Source organism: Streptomyces sp. LHD-70, assembly GCF_031157275.1.
GTDB lineage: Bacteria > Actinomycetota > Actinomycetes > Streptomycetales > Streptomycetaceae > Streptomyces.
In genome coordinates, this window is sequence record NZ_JAVIFW010000002.1 from 17,742 (window position 1) to 34,159 (window position 16,418).

The following is a 16,418-nucleotide window of genomic DNA, read 5'->3' on the forward strand; positions in this document are numbered from 1 at the left end:
GCGCCGTGCGGCCCTTGCTGCGGACCGTCCTCGGCCCCCTCTCCCCCGCCGACGTACGCGGCCCCGTCCTGCCGCACGAGCATCTCGCCGTCGACCTGGACCGCGCCGGTGACCGCGCCGCCGTCCTCGACCCGGCCGCGCACGGCCCGTACGTCACCGCCGAACTGGCCTCGCTGCGCGCCGAGTTCGGGCTCGGTCTGGTCGTGGACCTGAGCTGCCGCGGGATGGGCCGGGACCCGCGGGCCCTCGCCCGGATCTCGACGGCCGCGCAGGTGCCGGTCGTGGCGGCCACCGGCTGGTACTACGAGCCGTTCCACCCGCCGGAGGTCGGCGGCTACGGCGTCGAACAGCTCACCCGGGTCCTGCTCCAGGAGATCGACGAGGGGATCGGCACCCGCGCCGAAGGAACCCCCGCCGAAGGAACCCGTCCCGACGGAACCCGCGCCGCCGGAACCCTCGTCCTCCCCGGTGTCATCGGCGAGGTGGGCAGTCACGGCGACTCCCCGAGCCCGCCCGAGGCCCGCTGTCTGCGCGCCGCCGCCGCGGCCGCCCGTGCGCGGGGCCTGTCCGTGGCGACCCACGCCCAGCTGGGGCGCGGCGGCCCCGCCCAGCTGGAGCTGCTCACCGGCGCGGGCCTCGACCCGCACCGCGTCGCGATCGGCCACCAGGACCTGCTCGACGAGCCTTCCGTGCACCGGGAGTTGGCGGCGGCGGGTGCGTACGTCGCGTTCGACACCGTCGGCAAGGAGCGCTACCGCAGCGACAGCGACCGGCTGCGGCTGCTGCTCGCCCTGCTCGACGCCGGGTACGCGGACCGCGCACTGCTCAGCTGCGACATCTCCCGGCACGCGTACCTGGAGTCGGCGGGCGGGCACGGCTACGGGCACCTGTTCCGGTCGTTCCTCGGCCGGGTGCGGGCGGCGGGCGTAGGCGAGGAGCTGATCGATCTGATGACCCGGCGCAATCCGCTGCGGTTCCTGACCGGGGAGAGGGGTGGGTCGAGAAAATGACGACACACGGTGACATCACTTTTCCGAAAGGGCTCCGGCTCCCGGCCACGCACCCCCTCCCCACGATCCCCCTGGACGACGCGATCGCCCGCCAGTTCCGCCTGCTGGAGTGCACGGCCGCGCACTTCGACGGCCGGGAGCTGTTCGCGTCCGACGTCGGAGTCGTACCGGAGCTGGGGCGTCCGCGTACCACCGCGCGCGTGGAGGCGGTGCTCGCGGACTTCTTCGGCGCCGAGGACGCGGCCCTGGTGCAGGGCGCCGGTACGGGCGCGATCCGCGCCGCGCTCTCCCAGGTCACCGGCCCGCTCCTGATCCATGACGCGCCGCCGTACCGCACCACCGAGGTGACCCTGCGCGCCCTCGGCACCGAGACGGTACGGGTCGACCTCAACGACCCCGGCGCACTCCGACTCGCCCTGTCCGGCTCCCGGTTCACCTGGGCGTACGTCCAGCACACCCGGCAACGCCTTGCCGACTCGTACGATCCGGGAGCGGTGCTCGCGGCGTGCCGGGCGGCCGGGGTGCGGAGCCTGGTGGACGACAACTACGCCGCGCTCCGGGTGCCGCGCTGCGGGGTCGAGCTCGGCGCGGACGCCTCCTGCTTCTCGCTCTTCAAGCTGCACGGGCCCGAGGGCGTGGGGCTCGTGGCGGGGGCGGGCGACCTGGTCGGGAAGGTGCGGCGCGACAACTACTCGGGCGGCGGCCAGGTCCAGGGCCACCAGGCGCTCGACGCGCTGCGGGCCCTCACCCACGTACCGGTGATGTGGGCCCTGCAGTCGCAGGTCGGCGCCGAGGTGGCGGCGCGGCTCGCGGCGGGCGAGGTCGAGGGGGTCGCCGAGGTGCGGATCGCCAACGCGCAGGACCGCTGCCTGCTGGTCCGGCTGACGGCTCCGGTGGCCCGCGCGCTGCCGGAGACCGCGGCCCGGCACGGGGCGGCGCCGCATCCGGTGGGCGCCAACTCCCGTTACGAGATCGCCCCGTTGTTCTACCGCCTGTCCGGCTCGTCCCTGGCCGACGCCCCGGAGCTCGCCGACTGGACGGTCCGCATCAACCCGATGCGCGCGGGCGCGGACCTGGTCGTGGACATCCTGCGCCGCGCCCTGGCCGAACTCATCACCTAGCCGCGCAGGAGGCCGCCCGTGTTCCTGAACTCCGTGCTCGCCCGCAACCCGGCCCTGGTGGACGCCGCCGTGGAGCTGCACGGCGGGGGTGCGATCCCGCCGGACACGTATGTCGTCGACCTCGACGCGGTCGAGGCGAACGCCGCGCTGCTCGCCGCCGAGGCCGGGCGCCTGGGGCTCGGGCTGTGGTTCGTGGTCAAGCAGGTCGGCCGCAACCCCGAGCTGATCAGGGCGATCGCCCGGCACATCCCGCGGTACGCGGCCATCGACGCGCCCGAGGCCGACGCCCTGCACGCGGCGGGCGCCCGCGCGGGCAACCTCGGCCATCTCGTGCAGATCCCGCGCCGCGCCCTGCCCGCGCTCCTGCCCCGGCGGCCCGAGGCGGTCACGGTCTACGACCTGGACAACGCCCGCGCGGTCGCGGACGCGGCCCGCGAACTCGGCTTCGTCCAGGACGTGTTGGTACGGATCGCGGGTACGGAGGACGCCACGTTCCCCGGCCAGGAGGGCGGTGTTCCGCTCGCGGGGCTTGAGGCGTTCGCTGCGGCGGTGGAGCACCTGGACGGGCTGCGGATCGCGGGCGTCACGGCCTTCCCGTGCGTACGCTGCGACCTCTCGTCCGGCACCCCCGCTCCGACTCCGAATCTCCAACTGGCCCTGGAGGCACGGACGTTACTGTCCGCGCGAGGCCATCACCCACTCAAGCTGAGCGCCCCCGGTGTGACCTGCGCGGCCACGCTCCCCCTGCTCGCCGCGCACGGCGCCACCCACGGCGAGCCCGGCCACGCCCTGACCGGCACGACCCCGCTGCACGCCGCGGACCCGCACCAGCCGGAACGGCCCGCGTACGTGTACGTCACCGAGGTCGCGCACACGCTCGCCGACGGCCGGCCCGCCCTGTTCGGCGGCGGCTTCTACCCGCGCGGCGGCGTCGAGTCGGCCCTGCTCCCGCGCACCGGGGAACGTCTCACGGTCCTGGACGCGCCGCCCGGGCACATCGACTACTACCGGCTGCTCGCCCCTGGTCGCGCCGCGTCCCGCCCCCGCCTCGGCGACACGGCGGTCCTCGCGTTCCGCACCCAGATGTTCGTCACCCGCAGCACGGTCGCGGTCGTCGCGGACCTGTCCCGTGCCGCGCCCCGCCTGGTCGGGCTCTACGACTCCTACGGGCGCCGCGTCGCGTACGGACGACAGAGTCCGGGCCGCCGTGCAGGCGACCCGGACCCGTAGGACTGAACTGTTCAGTGGGCTCAGCCCATGAACTTCTTGAACTCGTCGGGCAGTTCGAAGTCCTGACCGTCCTGGCCGCCGGCCGGCAGGCCGAACGCGCCGCCGCCCTGCTGCGCCTGCTCGCGCCGCGCGGCGGCCTCCTGCTCCTCCTGCTTGCGCTTCATCGGGTTGCCCGACTTCCGCTTGCCCTTGGCCTGCTTCTGCTTCTTCTTCTGCTTGCCGGGGCCGCCGCCCATGCCCGGCACGCCCGGCATCCCCGGCATGCCGCCGCCCTGGGCCATCTTCGACATCATCTTGCGGGCCTCGAAGAACCGCTCCACGAGGTTCTTCACCGCGCTGACGTCGACACCCGAACCACGTGCGATACGGGCCCGGCGCGAGCCGTTGATGACCGTCGGCTCGGCGCGCTCGTGGGGCGTCATCGACTTGATGATCGCGGCCGTGCGGTCGACGTCCCGCTCGTCGAGGTTGTTGATCTGGTCCTTGATCTGGCCCATGCCGGGCATCATGCCGAGCAGCTTGGAGATGGAGCCCATCTTCCTGACCTGCTCCATCTGGGCCAGGAAGTCGTCGAGCGTGAACTCCTTCGGGCCCTTCTGGAGCTTGGCCGCCATCTTCTCGGCCTCGGCCTGGCTGAAGGTCTGCTCGGCCTTCTCGATCAGCGTGAGCATGTCGCCCATGCCGAGGATGCGGGACGCCATGCGGTCCGGGTGGAACGCGTCGAAGTCGTCCAGCTTCTCGCCGTTGGAGGCGAACATGATCTGCTTGCCGGTGACGTGCGCGATGGACAGCGCGGCACCGCCGCGGGCGTCGCCGTCGAGCTTGGAGAGCACGACGCCGTCGAAGCCGACGCCGTCACGGAAGGCCTCCGCGGTGTTCACCGCGTCCTGACCGATCATCGCGTCGACGACGAAGAGGACCTCGTCCGGCTTGACCGCGTCCCGGATGTCCGCGGCCTGCTGCATCAGCTCCTGGTCGATGCCGAGGCGGCCGGCGGTGTCGACGATGACGACGTCGTGCACCTTCTGCTTGGCGTACTCGACGGAGTCCTGCGCGACCTTGACCGGGTCGCCCACGCCGTTGCCCGGCTCCGGGGCGTAGACCGCGACACCGGCGCGCTCGGCGACGACGCTCAGCTGGTTCACGGCGTTGGGACGCTGCAGGTCACAGGCGACGAGCAGCGGCGAGTGGCCCTGGCTCTTCAGCCAGAGGCCGAGCTTTCCGGCGAGCGTGGTCTTACCGGCACCCTGCAGACCCGCGAGCATGATCACGCTCGGCGGGTTCTTGGCGAACCGGAGGCGGCGGGTCTCGCCGCCGAGGATGCCGACGAGCTCCTCGTTGACGATCTTGATGACCTGCTGGGCCGGGTTCAGGGCCTGCGAGACCTCGGAGCCGAGGGCCCGCTCCTTGATCTGCTTGATGAACGCGCGGACGACGGGCAGCGCGACATCTGCCTCGAGGAGGGCGATGCGGATTTCCCGTGCCGTGGCGTCGATGTCCGCCTCGGAGAGACGCCCCTTGCCGCGGAGGTTCTTGAAAGTCGCTGCGAGGCGATCGGAAAGAGTGTCGAACACGGCGGTCGCAGATCCTCAGGGTCGGGGGCGAAGACAGTCGCCCTCCAGGGTATCGGGCTCGGCAAACTGCTCCGGCGGGCGACTGTGTTTTCCGTCCTGCCGGACGGGCCTCCGCAACCGCCGGAGGGGCCGAATTCTCAGCCCCGCAGCGCCTCCTCCACCCCCCGAGCCACCTCCAGCGCCGCCCGCGCGGGCAACGGCTCCCCGTCCACACCCGTCACATAGAACGCGTCCACCGCATTCGCCCCGAGTGTCGAGGCGTGCGCGCTCCGTACCCGTACCCCCGACGCCTCAAGCGCCCGCCCGATGCGATGGAGCAGGCCCGGCGCGTCCTGGGCGCGGACCTCGATGACCGTGGCGCGGCGGGACCCCGCGGCCGCGACCGTCACCCGGGGCGGCGGGGCCGGTGCTCCGCGCCTGCGCGGGTACGCGGCGTCGCGCTCGGCGAGGCGGGCCGGGATGTCGAGTGTGCCGTCGAGGGCCCGGACCAGGTCGGCGCGGAGCCGGGCGGCCTGCGGCAGGGAGCCGAACTCGGTGGCGACCCGCCAGTCCAGGAAGAGGAGGGAGCCGTCGGCCGGCACCTCGTCGGGCAGGTCGAGGATGCTGACCTCGGCCGTACGGACGGTGAGCCGGTGCAGGGCGAGCACCCCGGCCACGGCGGGCAGCACGCCCGGCTGGTCGGGCACGGCGATCTGCAGCTCGACGCCCAGCGGCTCCTCACCGTCCGCGTCGGCCCCCTCCGTCTGCGCGCGCAGCGCGAGTACGGGCCCGCCCGTGCGGTGGGCCTCGACGACGAGGCGTTCCTGTTCGGCGGTGGTGGGCGCGGCGGCGGGCTGCGGCGGCGGATCGCCCGCGAGGACGGCGCCGACGCGGGCGACGAGGTCGGCGACGAGCGAGGCACGCCACGCGGACCAGGCGGCGGGCCCGGTGGCGAGGGCGTCGGCCTCCGTCAGGGCGTGCAGCAGTTCAAGGGCCGAGGCCGAGCCGACGGACTCCGCGACGGACTCGACGGTCGCCGGGTCGTCGAGATCGCGCCGGGTCGCCGTCTCGACGAGCAGCAGATGGTGCCGTACGAGCCGGGCCAGTACGGCCACGTCGTCCGTGTCGAAGCCGATCCGCGCGGCCACGTCCTTGGCGATCACCTCGCCCGCCACGGAGTGGTCACCGGGCCAGCCCTTGCCGATGTCGTGCAGCAGCGCGGCGACGAGCAGCAGGTCGGGGCGGCCGACGCGGCGGGTGAGGGCGGCGGCCCGTACGGCGGTCTCGACGAGGTGGCGGTCGACGGTCCAGGTGTGCACGGGGTTGCGCTGCGGCCGGCAGCGGACGCGTTCCCAGTCGGGCAGGAGCCGGCTGATCAGGCCTTCGGCTTCCAGGGCCTCCCACACGTCGACGGTCGCGGGACCCGCGCCGAGCAGCGTGACGAGCTGTTCGCGCGCCTCGGCGGGCCAGGGCGCGGGCAGGGGTTTCGCGGCGGTGGCGAGGCGGCGGACGGCGTGCAGGGAGAGCGGGAGTCCGGCCTGGGCGGCGGCCGCGGCGGCGCGCAGCGGCAGCACGGGGTCGCGGTCGGGCCGTGCGGTGCGGGCGAGGACGACCTCGCCGTCCTGCTCGACGACGCCCTCGGCGAGCGGGGTGCGCTCGGGCGCGGGCTTGCCGCCGCCGCGCCCGCCGAGGAGGGAGCGCAGGCGGGGCCGGGCGGAGCGGGCACGCAGCACCCGCCCGACCTCGCGCCAGGTCACGTCACTCGCGTACGAGAGGGTGCGGGCCGCCTCGTACACCTGCCGGAGCAGTGCGTCGGAGTCCAACAGGCCGAGTTCTTCGGCGACTTGGGTCTGTTCCTGGAGGGCGAGGCGGTCGGTGGCGCGGCCGGTGGTGAGGTGCAGGGCGTCGCGTACGTCGAGGAGCCTGCGGCGGGCCTCGGCGAGTCCGGCGCGCGGGGCGTCGGCGAGCCAGGAGGCGGCGACGGCGCGCAGGGCGGTGGCGTCGCGGAGGCCGCCGCGGGCCTCCTTGAGGTCGGGTTCGAGGAGGAACTGCAGCTCGCCCTGGCGGGCGGCGCGTTCCTCGCAGAGTTCGCGGAGCTGCGGGAGGCGCCCCGGCGCCTGGTTGCGCCAGTCGGCGAGGACGGCGGTGCGCAGGGACGCGGTGAGGCCGAGGTCCCCGGCGACGTGCCGGGCGTCGAGGAGGCCGAGCTGGACCTTGAGGTCCTCGGCGGCGGTCTTGCGGGCCTCGGCGGGGGTGCGTACGGAGTGGTCGAGGTCGAGGCCGAGGTCCCAGACCGGGTACCAGAGGCGGTCGGCGAGGGAGGCGACGGCGCCCGGGGCGGCGCTGCCGTCGTGCAGCAGGAGCAGGTCGAGGTCGCTGCGCGGGGAGAGCTCGCCGCGCCCGTACCCGCCGACGGCCACCAGCGAGACCCCGCGCAGCTCGGCAGCGGCGGCCCCGAAGAGCCCGGCGAGCCAGTCGTCCGTCAGCTCGGCGAGGGCCGCACGGCGCGGCGGCCCGGACCGCGCCTCCCCGTCCTGGAGGAGGCGCAGCCGGGCCGCCGCATAGCCGCTGGGTCCGGAGTCTTCCGCTTCGACTGGAACATCCACACTCGTCACCCAGCAGCTCCTTGCCTGTTCGGTCCGTCTCAGAGTGCGTCGGGTCCGCGCTCGCCGGTGCGCACCCGTACGGCCGTGTCGACCGGGACGCTCCAGACCTTGCCGTCGCCGATCTTTCCGGTGCGGGCGGCCTTCACGACGACCTCGACGAGCTGTTCGGCGTCGTCGTCCTCCACCAGGACCTCGATCCGGATCTTGGGGACGAGGTCGACGGTGTACTCGGCGCCCCGGTACACCTCGGTGTGCCCGCGCTGCCGGCCGTATCCGCTGGCCTCGGTCACGGTGAGTCCGTGGACCCCGAAGGCCTGCAGGGCCTCCTTGATCTCGTCGAGCCGGTGCGGCTTGACGACCGCGGTGATGAGCTTCATGCGTCCACCTTCTTGTTCTGCGCCGCCTCTGCGGTCTTGGCGAGGGGTGCGGCCTGGGCGGTACGGGGGGCGGTGCCGCCGCCCGCGCCGCTGAAGTCGTAGGCCGTCTCGGCGTGTTCGATCTGGTCGATGCCGGAGACCTCGTCGTCCTCACTGACGCGCATGCCGATGGTCTTGTGGATGACCCAGGCGAGGATGGCAGAGACGATCAGGGAGTACGCGAAGGTCACGATGACGCCGAGGGCCTGCTTGCCGAGCTGGTCGAGGCCGCCGCCGTAGAAGAGGCCCTTCGCGTCGGACTGGACGCCGCCGGTGGCGAAGAAGCCGACGAGCAGCGAGCCGATGACGCCGCCGACGAGGTGGACGCCGATCACGTCGAGGGAGTCGTCGTAGCCGAACTTGAACTTCAGGCCGACGGCCATGGCGCACAGCACACCGGCGATCGCGCCGACGGCGATGGCGCCGAGCGGGGAGACGGAGCCGCCGGCCGGGGTGATGGCGACGAGGCCCGCGACGGCGCCGGAGGCCGCGCCGAGGGTGGTGAACGCGCCGTGCCGGATCTTCTCGTAGGCGAGCCAGGCGAGCATCGCGGCGGCGGTGGCGACCTGGGTGTTGACGAACATCACGGCGCCGACGCCGTCGTTGTTGCCGAGCCAGGAGCCGGCGTTGAAGCCGAACCAGCCGAACCACAGGAGGCCGGCGCCGAGCATGACGAGCGGCAGGGAGTGCGGCCGCATCGGGTCCTTCTTGAAGCCGACGCGCTTGCCGATGACGAGGATCACACCGAGCGCCGCGGCACCCGCGTTGATGTGCACGGCGGTACCGCCGGCGAAGTCGATGACGCCGAGCTCGAAGGCCCAGCCGCCCTCGCCCCACACCCAGTGCGCGACGGGGAAGTACACGACGGTCGCCCACAGCGCGACGAACAGCGCCCAGGCGGTGAACTTCACCCGGTCGGCGAGGGCACCGCTGATCAGCGCGGGCGTGAGGACGGCGAACATCAGCTGGAAGACGGCGAAGACGTAGACGGGGATGTCGTACGTGCCCCACAGTTCGGTCAGTCCGATGCCGCTGAGGCCGACGAAGTCGGACTCCCAGCCGATGAGCGAGCCCTTGTCGGTACCGAAGGCGACGCTGAAGCCGTAGAGCACCCAGAGGATCGTGACGATCCCGAGGCTGATGAAGCTCATCATCAGCATGTTCAGGGTGGACTTGACTCGGACCATGCCTCCGTAGAAGAAGGCCAGTGCCGGAGTCATCAGCATCACCAGGGCGGAGCAGATGAGCATGAATCCGGTGTTGGCGGCAGAGAGCTGCGGGGCTTCTGCGGCGATCGTGATGCCTGGAGGCATCGGCGTCTCCTCGTCGTGTGCGGCCCGTGCGGGCGGAGCCTGAGCGGTCATGAGGGGTGGGCCGGTTATGCGCCATGAGATTGGCGCAGCGCGGTTTCCGTCGATGCCCCTCGGTGTTTCACCGCAGTGACGAAGAGGTCGTGCGTGTTACGCGTACATGAACTGCCGGATCGTACGGGCGGGGGTTTCTCCCCTGTGGTACGGGCCTGGGCGGTACGGGGACCCGGGAACGGGAGCCGGCCGCGGCGGGCCATCCGGCTGACCTGGCATGGGGGGAGCCGAGTCGGGCAGTCGTGGATGGTCCGGCCGCGGCCGGGGCTGGTGGGTGCGGTCGGCTCTCGTCAGACCGCCTCTGCGGATTCGGGCAGTTGCGCGGCGAGCTCGTCGGTGAGCCGCTCGACCTCGCTGACCTCGCCGAAGGACCGCATCGCGGTGTCGACGGTCTTGCGGAGCCGGTTGTTGACCCGCTCGGAGCGCACCTTCTTGGCGATGCCGAGGGCCTGCCCGGCGAGCACGCAGCTCTGCTCGGGCTCCTTCTGCAGCAGGTGCACGGTGGCCATGCCGATGAGGTTCAGTGCGTACGACCGCTGGTGCTCGGGGTCCTTGCCGAACAGCTCGACGGCGCGTTCCATCACGGGCTGGGAGAGCGAGGCGTAGGTGGGGCTGCGGCCTGCGACGTAGGCCAGGTCGCGGTACGAGTGGGCGTTCTCGCCGTTGAGCTCGGCCTCGGAGAAGAAGCGGATCCAGTCGGGCTCGCGCTCCTCGATGTCGTCCACGTCGGCGAAGGTGTCCTCGGCCATGCGGGCGGCCCGCTTGGTCTTGCTGGGCTGGCCCATGTTGGCGTACGCGCGGGCCTCCATCGCATACAGCATGGCCTGGGTGCGGGCGGTGGCGCAGTCCCGGCTGCCGTACTGCGCGAGGTGGATGAGCTCCAGGGCGTCGTCGGGCCGCCCGAGGTGGATCATCTGGCGGCTCATCCCGGACAGGATGTACGAGCCGAGGGGTTTGTCGCCCGCTTCCTTGGCGGCGTGCAGGGCGAGCACGAAGTACTTCTGGGCGGTGGGCTGGAGTCCGACGTCGTAGCTCATCCAGCCGGCCAGCTCGGCCAGCTCGGCGGCGATCTTGAAGAGGCGGCGCTCGGTGGCGGGCGGCTGGGGCTCCTGGAGCAGGTCGGTGACCTCGTGGAGCTGGCCGACGACGGCCTTGCGGCGCAGCCCGCCGCCGCACTGGGCGTCCCACTGCCGGAACATCGCGGTGGTCGACTCGAGGAGGTCGAGCTCCGGCTTGGAGAGCCGGGTGGCGCGGCGGATCGGGACGGCCGCTTCGGCGGCGCCGGGAGCCGCCCCGGGGGTGGGCACCAGCCAGCGCTGCATGGGCTCGATCAGGGAGGGCCCGGCGGCGAGGGCGAGCGAGGTGCCGAGGAAGCCGCGGCGGGCGAGCATCAGGTCGCTGCGCGAGAACTCGCTGATCATCTCGACGGTCTGGGTGCCCGTCCACGGCAGGTCGACTCCGGAGAGCGAGGCCGACTGGTGGGCGGAGCGGAGGCCGAGGTCCTCGATGGCGACGACGGCGCCGAAGCGCTCGGAGAACAGCTCGGAGAGGATCCGCGGGATCGGCTCACGCGGCTGTTCGCCGTCGAGCCAGCGCCGGACCCGTGAGGTGTCGGTCGAGATGTGGTTGGCGCCCAACTGCCGCGCCCTGCGGTTCACTTGACGGGCGAGCTCGCCCTTGGACCAGCCACTGCGCACGAACCACGAAGTCAGCTGTTCGTTGGGGCGCTTGTCAGCGTTCGCGCCGCTGCCGCCGTTGCCGCCCACTGGAGCGCCCCCATCCCTCAAGCCAGTTGTGCGCCTCATTGCGCCAAGCCCTAACAGAATGCCGTGAGTTCGGGCTGCCGGTCCGCGGATCCTCACCCATCGAACAAGAAACCGAGTTGCCTCCGGCATACCCATGAACGCGAGCGTTCCCGGGCTTCGTGTACTGAAAGTAGTCCTACGATCACCCTCCCGGCGAGGGCGTTCTCAGAAACGCCACCATTCGCCACCCCTTTGAATGAACTCAGGGATCGCTCCACACGATTGACTTGACATCGAACAGCCGGGAGCGGGCGGAACGGAGCGCGCCGGGGCGCACCGATCCGCCCGCACCACCCCCGTACCACCTCTCGCGCCACCGCCGAACGACCAGGCGGAGCCCGCGAGTTCAGGGGGCGGCACGACGGCGACACAGAGTCGCAGTTCCACTGCGCTTCGTAACCAGCGACGCGTCGAACCCGTTGGAGGGGGCATGGGCTTCACGATCGGCAGCAGCCGGGGCATCCGCGAGATCCGGCCTGTGCGCACCGGTTCACGGCGCCGCGGGCAGACGTCCGACTGCACGGCGGTGGCGGAGTTCACCGGCCTGTGGGGCTGGGACGTGAGGCCAGGCGCCCGCGCCGCAGACGGACAGTGCTCCTGCGGCAAGGCCGACTGCCCGGCCCCCGGAGCGCACCCCCTGGACTTCGCCGCCCACGTTCCGGCCGGCGCAACCCTCGGCCAAGTCACCCGCGCCTGGGGCGAGTTCCCCGGCGCCGCGGTGCTGCTGCCCACGGGCCGCACCTTCGACGTCCTGGACGTGGCGGAGTCCGCCGGCCGCCGCGCCCTGGTCCGCATGGAGCGCATGGGCATCCCGCTCGGCCCGGTCACGGCGACGCCCGACGGCCGCGCCCAGTTCCTCGTCGCCCCCGGCTCGGCCGCCGAACTCCCCGCGCTGCTCTACCGCATGGGCTGGGACGACGCCGACCTGGATCTGCGCGGCCTCGGCCCCGGCGCGCACATCACGGCCCCGCCGTCCGACCACGCGGGCCTCGGCCCGGCCCACTGGCTCCGTGCGCCCGCCCTCGACTCGGCGACGAACCCGCCTCCGGCGCGACTCCTCCTCGGCACCCTGGCCTACGTGAGCCACCGCTCGGGCCTGTAGCCCACCCCTCACCCACACCGCGCTCCGCGCTCGTCCTCAAACGCCGGACGGGCTGAAAGATGCGGGCGAGGCCGCAAAATTCAGCCCCTCCAGCGTTTGAGGAGCGGGGTCTGGGGCGGAGCCCCAGTTCGGGAAGGGGCGGGTAGGGGAAAACAGCCGGGCCCGGACGACGCAAGCCGTCCGAGCCCGGTAGCGGGTTCCCGCCGCGACGGGAGCCCCCCGTCAATCCCCGATCAACGCATCCACAAACGCCTCAGGCTCGAACGGCGCCAAATCATCCGCCCCCTCACCGAGCCCGACCAGCTTCACCGGAACCCCCAGCTCCCGCTGCACAGCGACGACGATGCCGCCCTTCGCCGTGCCGTCCAGCTTCGTCAGCACGATGCCCGTGATGTCGACCACCTCGGCGAAGACCCGGGCCTGGACCAGGCCGTTCTGCCCGGTCGTCGCGTCGAGGACGAGCAGCACCTCGTCGACCGGACCGTGCTTCTCCACGACCCGCTTGACCTTCCCGAGCTCGTCCATGAGCCCGGTCTTGGTGTGCAGGCGGCCCGCGGTGTCGATGAGCACCACGTCGACGCCCATCTCCTTGCCCTCCTTCACCGCGTCGAAGGCGACGGAGGCGGGGTCGCCCGCCTCAGGGCCGCGCACGGTGTAGGCGCCCACACGCTCGCCCCAGGTCTGCAGCTGGTCGGCGGCGGCGGCGCGGAAGGTGTCGGCGGCGCCGAGGACGACGGTGCGGCCGTCGGCGACGAGGACGCGGGCGAGCTTGCCGGTCGTGGTGGTCTTGCCGGTGCCGTTGACGCCGACGACCATCACGACGCCGGGGACGCCGCCCGCCTGGTGCCCGGTCTCGGTCTTCACCTCACGGTCGAAGTCCGTACCGACCAGGGTGAGCAGCTCCTCGCGGAGCAGACCGCGGAGCTCGTCGGGGGTGCGGGTGCCGAGGACCTTGACGCGCTCGCGGAGGCGCTCGACCAGCTCCTGGGTGGGGGCGACGCCGACGTCGGCGGTGAGGAGGGTGTCCTCGATCTCCTCCCAGGTGTCCTCGTCGAGGTGCTCGCGCGAGAGCAGCGTGAGCAGGCCCTTGCCGAGCTGGTTCTGCGAGCGGGCCAGGCGGGCGCGCAGCCGGACCAGGCGGCCGGCGGTGGGCTCGGGCACCTCGATCTCGGGCGCCGCCTCAAGAGGCTCGGCCTCCTCGACGGGAGCCTCGGGGGCGGGCGCCTGCGCCTCGGGGAGTTCGACCTCCTCGATGGTGCGGCGAGGTTCTTCGTGTGGCTCCTCGGCCTCTTCGCCGACGTGCGGCTCGGCCGGGGGCTGGGTGATGGTCGGCGTGCTCGACGGGGCCGACGGGGGCAGCTGCTTCTTCTTGCGGCCGCTCACCACCAGGCCGCTGATCGCGCCGATCACGACTACGGCGATGACTACAGCAAGGATGAGGATGTCCATAACCCTGCCAGTATGCGGGAGACGCCCGGCGGGCGTGCGGGTGCGGACACGGGCGGCTGAAGCCCGTAGTACTCGTAGGTTCGACCAAGGGACCTTGGGCCCTATTTGCGATTTTTAGGGCGAACGTACGATAGTTGCGGTTCCCCCTCCCCTCCCCCCACGGAGCTACCGCATGCCCGCGTCCCCCCGTGCCTCCGCCGAGGCAGCCGTCATCGAGACCGAGAGCGCGATAGAGACCCGCGGTCTTGAACCGGTTCCCGACAGCGAGCGCACCGGCAAGGTCCGGGAGCTGTTCCCGACCTGGGTCGCCGCCAACATCAGTGTGCTGCTGCTCACCATGGGCGCGGGCCTGGTGGTCTTCAACGGCCTGAACATCTGGCAGGTGCTGCTTGTCGCGACGGTGGCTCCCATCGTCGCGTACGGGATCGTGGGCCTGATCTCCATCGCGGGCAAGCGCGGAGGCGCTCCCGGTATGGCGCTGTCGCGGGCGGTCTTCGGGCAGCGCGGCAACCTCTTCCCGGGCTCGCTGATCTGGGTGGCCCGCTGGGGCTGGGAGACGATCAACGCGGTCACGGGTGCGTACGCGATCCTGACCGTGCTCGACCTGCTCTTCGGTGTGAAGTCGAACACCGTCCTGATCGTGGTGACGCTGCTGCTCTTCGTGACCGGCACGTTCCTGGTGTCGGGGCTCGGCATCAACGCGCTGCGGGTGTGCAGCAAGTGGTCGACGTACCTGTTCGGCGCGTTCAGCGTGCTCGTGCTCGGCTATCTGATCGCCGAGACCGACTGGTCGGCGGTCCTGGACAAGCCCGCGGGCTCGGCCGCGATGGTGGTCGCGGGCATCGGCATGATCGGCGCGGGCGGCATCAGCTGGGTGCCCTCGGGCCCGGACTTCACGCGCTATCTGCCGCGTACGGCCTCGTCGAAGAAGCTGGTCGGCACGGCGGTCGGCGGCGCCGGCATCGTCGTCCTGCCGATGGTCCTGATGGGCGCCGTGATGGCGGTGTCGACGCCGAACCTGGCGCGTGCGCAGGACCCGGTGGCGTTCATCGGCGAGCTGCTCCCGACCTGGATCGCGGTGCCGTACCTGCTGATCGCGCTGATCGGCATGCTGCTGATCAACTCGATGTCCATGTACTCGGCGGGCTTCACCGCGCAGACCCTCGGCATCAAGGTGCCGCGCGCCGCGGCGGTCAGCGTGAACGCGGTGATCAGCCTGGTCTTCGGCTTCCTCCTGATGGTGGTGGCGACCAGCTTCATCGGCTCGTTCATCTCGTTCCTGACGCTGCTCGCGGTGGCTTTCTCGGCCTGGATCGGCGTCTTCGGCGTCGACATGCTGCGCCGCAAGACGTACGACGGTCAGGCGCTGCTCGACACCACGCGCACCTCCGCCTACTGGTACAAGGCGGGCTTTGCCTGGCAGGCCATGACGGCGTGGGCGGTCGCCCTCGTCACCGGGCTGCTCTTCACCAAGGTCGACTGGTTCGCGGGCCCGCTCGCCACGTCCTGGATCGGCAAGCACGGCCTCGGCTGGGTGACGGGCATCGCGGTGTCGGCACTGCTCTACGCGGTGCTGCCGCGTTCCAAGTCCCGTGCGGTGGAAGCCGATTCGCCCGCGGCGGCCGAGGCGGAGCGCGAGACCGTGTCCGTCTGACCCGACCCCTGTCTATCTGACGCTGCGTCAACTACCGTCCCCCTTCGCAAGGCCACGGTTCCCGTAGTCCGTGTTCCCGGTGAAGGGGGACGTCGTCTGTCATGACCGTCACCGTCGTACGTTTCAATCTGGTCGATCCCGCGGCGACGCCCGAGGCGCTCGCCGCCCGCTATCGCGCCGCGGTCGAGATGGCCGCGTACTGCGACGACCGGGGTCTGGCCACGATCCAGACCGAGGAGCACCACGGCGCCGCCAACAACTGGCTGCCGTCGCCGTTCACGTTCGCGGGGGCGGTGTTCGGGGCGACGCGGCGGATCGCGGTCACGGTCTCCGCGATCATCGGCCCGCTGCACGATCCGCTGCGGCTCGCGGAGGACATCGCCGTACTGGATCTGATCAGCGGCGGCCGTCTGGTGACCGTCGCCGGAATCGGCTACCGGCGCGAGGAGTACCAGGCCTTCGGCGTCGAGTGGGCGCGGCGCGGGGCGCTGCAGGACGAGCTCCTGGAGACGCTGCTCAAGGCGTGGACCGGGGAGCCCTTCGAGTTCCGCGGCCGTACGGTCCGGGTGACGCCGAAGCCGTACACAGAGCCCAATCCGCTGCTTCTGGTGGGCGGTTCGTCGAAGCCCGCGGCGCGGCGGGCGGCCCGGCTCGGCCTGCCGTTCTTCCCGAGCGCGCATCTGCCGGAACTGGAGGCGTACTACCAGGAGAAGCTGCGCGAGTACGGCACCGAGGGCTGGACGATGATGCCGGGCGCCGAGACGCCGCTGCTGCACATCTCCGAGGACCCGGACCGCACCTGGGCCGAGTACGGCGAGCACTTCCTGCACGAGGCGCGGACGTACGCCTCCTGGCAGAACAAGGACATCCACTCGGCGGTGCGCTCGGGCGCGGGCAGCGTGGCCGAGCTGCGGGCCGAGGGCGTGTACCGGGTCCTGACCCCGGACGAGTGCGTGGCCCTGAACGAGGGCGGCCACGACAACCTGATCCTGCACCCGCTGTGCGGCGGCATGCCGCTCGACGAGGGCTGGCGCTCCCTGCACCTGTTCGCGGAAAGGGTCATGCCCCGGCTCAAGGACTGAACCGGGGCACGACCGATCTGGGGAGA

Annotated in this window: 12 protein-coding genes; 6 read left to right on the forward strand and 6 right to left on the reverse strand. The window is 72.1% G+C overall.

Annotation, left to right across the window (positions count from 1 at the left end; translation table 11 throughout):
* Nucleotides 1-5: 5 nt before the first annotated feature.
* From RCO28_RS05020 to RCO28_RS05030, 3 genes are read left to right on the forward strand one after another with little or no spacing between them, the layout of a single operon-like run.
* Complete coding sequence (locus tag RCO28_RS05020) at nt 6-1,010, forward strand: phosphotriesterase (protein WP_308939735.1); 1,005 nt, start codon at nt 6-8, stop codon at nt 1,008-1,010.
* On the forward strand, nt 1,007-2,131 hold the full coding sequence (locus tag RCO28_RS05025; RefSeq protein ID WP_308939736.1) for an aminotransferase class V-fold PLP-dependent enzyme: 1,125 nt from the start codon (nt 1,007-1,009) through the stop codon (nt 2,129-2,131). Before RCO28_RS05020 ends, RCO28_RS05025 begins: the two co-directional genes overlap by 4 nt.
* Nucleotides 2,132-2,149: 18 nt before the next feature.
* Nucleotides 2,150-3,361: an alanine racemase gene (locus RCO28_RS05030; RefSeq protein WP_308939737.1), complete on the forward strand. Its 1,212-nt coding sequence runs from the start codon at nt 2,150-2,152 to the stop codon at nt 3,359-3,361.
* 20 nt (nt 3,362-3,381) lie between these two features.
* Here RCO28_RS05030 and ffh read toward each other — a convergent pair whose 3' ends face one another.
* The 5 genes from ffh to RCO28_RS05055 all read right to left on the reverse strand — a co-directional run bounded on the left by ffh (nt 3,382) and on the right by RCO28_RS05055 (nt 11,066).
* Nucleotides 3,382-4,935, reverse strand: coding sequence for a signal recognition particle protein (ffh, locus tag RCO28_RS05035; RefSeq protein ID WP_308939738.1), 1,554 nt, complete (start codon nt 4,933-4,935; stop codon nt 3,382-3,384).
* 137 nt (nt 4,936-5,072) lie between these two features.
* Complete coding sequence (locus RCO28_RS05040; RefSeq protein WP_308939739.1) at nt 5,073-7,529, reverse strand: [protein-PII] uridylyltransferase; 2,457 nt, start codon at nt 7,527-7,529, stop codon at nt 5,073-5,075.
* A 29-nt stretch (nt 7,530-7,558) separates the two neighbouring features.
* Nucleotides 7,559-7,897, reverse strand: coding sequence for a P-II family nitrogen regulator (locus RCO28_RS05045; protein WP_282544024.1), 339 nt, complete (start codon nt 7,895-7,897; stop codon nt 7,559-7,561).
* Entirely contained in the window at nt 7,894-9,249 is a 1,356-nt protein-coding gene (locus RCO28_RS05050; RefSeq protein ID WP_308939740.1) for an ammonium transporter, read from the reverse strand. The genes RCO28_RS05045 and RCO28_RS05050 overlap by 4 nt, the downstream gene beginning before the upstream one ends.
* A 341-nt stretch (nt 9,250-9,590) precedes the next feature.
* Nucleotides 9,591-11,066 carry a hypothetical protein gene (locus RCO28_RS05055; protein WP_308939741.1) on the reverse strand — a complete coding sequence of 492 codons (1,476 nt, stop codon included), beginning with the start codon at nt 11,064-11,066 and terminating at the stop codon, nt 9,591-9,593.
* Nucleotides 11,067-11,535: 469 nt separating this feature from the next.
* On the opposite strand from RCO28_RS05055, the gene RCO28_RS05060 reads away from it, so the two are divergent.
* Nucleotides 11,536-12,207 carry a bifunctional DNA primase/polymerase gene (locus tag RCO28_RS05060; RefSeq protein ID WP_308939742.1) on the forward strand — a complete coding sequence of 224 codons (672 nt, stop codon included), beginning with the start codon at nt 11,536-11,538 and terminating at the stop codon, nt 12,205-12,207.
* Between the two features lie 222 nt (nt 12,208-12,429).
* On the opposite strand, the gene ftsY is transcribed toward RCO28_RS05060, so the two are convergent.
* A complete protein-coding gene (gene ftsY, locus RCO28_RS05065; RefSeq protein ID WP_308939743.1) occupies nt 12,430-13,656 on the reverse strand; it encodes a signal recognition particle-docking protein FtsY in 1,227 nt (408 codons plus the stop codon).
* A gap of 172 nt (nt 13,657-13,828) precedes the next feature.
* On the opposite strand from ftsY, the gene RCO28_RS05070 reads away from it, so the two are divergent.
* Together RCO28_RS05070 and RCO28_RS05075 are read left to right on the forward strand one after the other, a co-directional pair.
* Complete coding sequence (locus tag RCO28_RS05070) at nt 13,829-15,310, forward strand: cytosine permease (protein ID WP_308939744.1); 1,482 nt, start codon at nt 13,829-13,831, stop codon at nt 15,308-15,310.
* A gap of 101 nt (nt 15,311-15,411) precedes the next feature.
* A complete protein-coding gene (locus RCO28_RS05075) occupies nt 15,412-16,392 on the forward strand; it encodes an LLM class flavin-dependent oxidoreductase (RefSeq protein WP_308939745.1) in 981 nt (326 codons plus the stop codon).
* Nucleotides 16,393-16,418 lie beyond the last annotated feature (26 nt).

Bases quoted from the DNA above. Each gene is read 5' to 3' on its own strand.
- RCO28_RS05025 (WP_308939736.1), top strand. From the start codon at position 1,007: ATGACGACACACGGTGACATCACTTTTCCGAAAGGGCTCCGGCTCCCG.
- RCO28_RS05045 (WP_282544024.1), bottom strand. From the start codon at position 7,897: ATGAAGCTCATCACCGCGGTCGTCAAGCCGCACCGGCTCGACGAGATC.
- RCO28_RS05050 (WP_308939740.1), bottom strand. From the start codon at position 9,249: ATGCCTCCAGGCATCACGATCGCCGCAGAAGCCCCGCAGCTCTCTGCC.
- RCO28_RS05060 (WP_308939742.1), top strand. From the start codon at position 11,536: ATGGGCTTCACGATCGGCAGCAGCCGGGGCATCCGCGAGATCCGGCCT.
- ftsY (WP_308939743.1), bottom strand. From the start codon at position 13,656: ATGGACATCCTCATCCTTGCTGTAGTCATCGCCGTAGTCGTGATCGGC.
- RCO28_RS05070 (WP_308939744.1), top strand. From the start codon at position 13,829: ATGCCCGCGTCCCCCCGTGCCTCCGCCGAGGCAGCCGTCATCGAGACC.
- RCO28_RS05075 (WP_308939745.1), top strand. From the start codon at position 15,412: ATGACCGTCACCGTCGTACGTTTCAATCTGGTCGATCCCGCGGCGACG.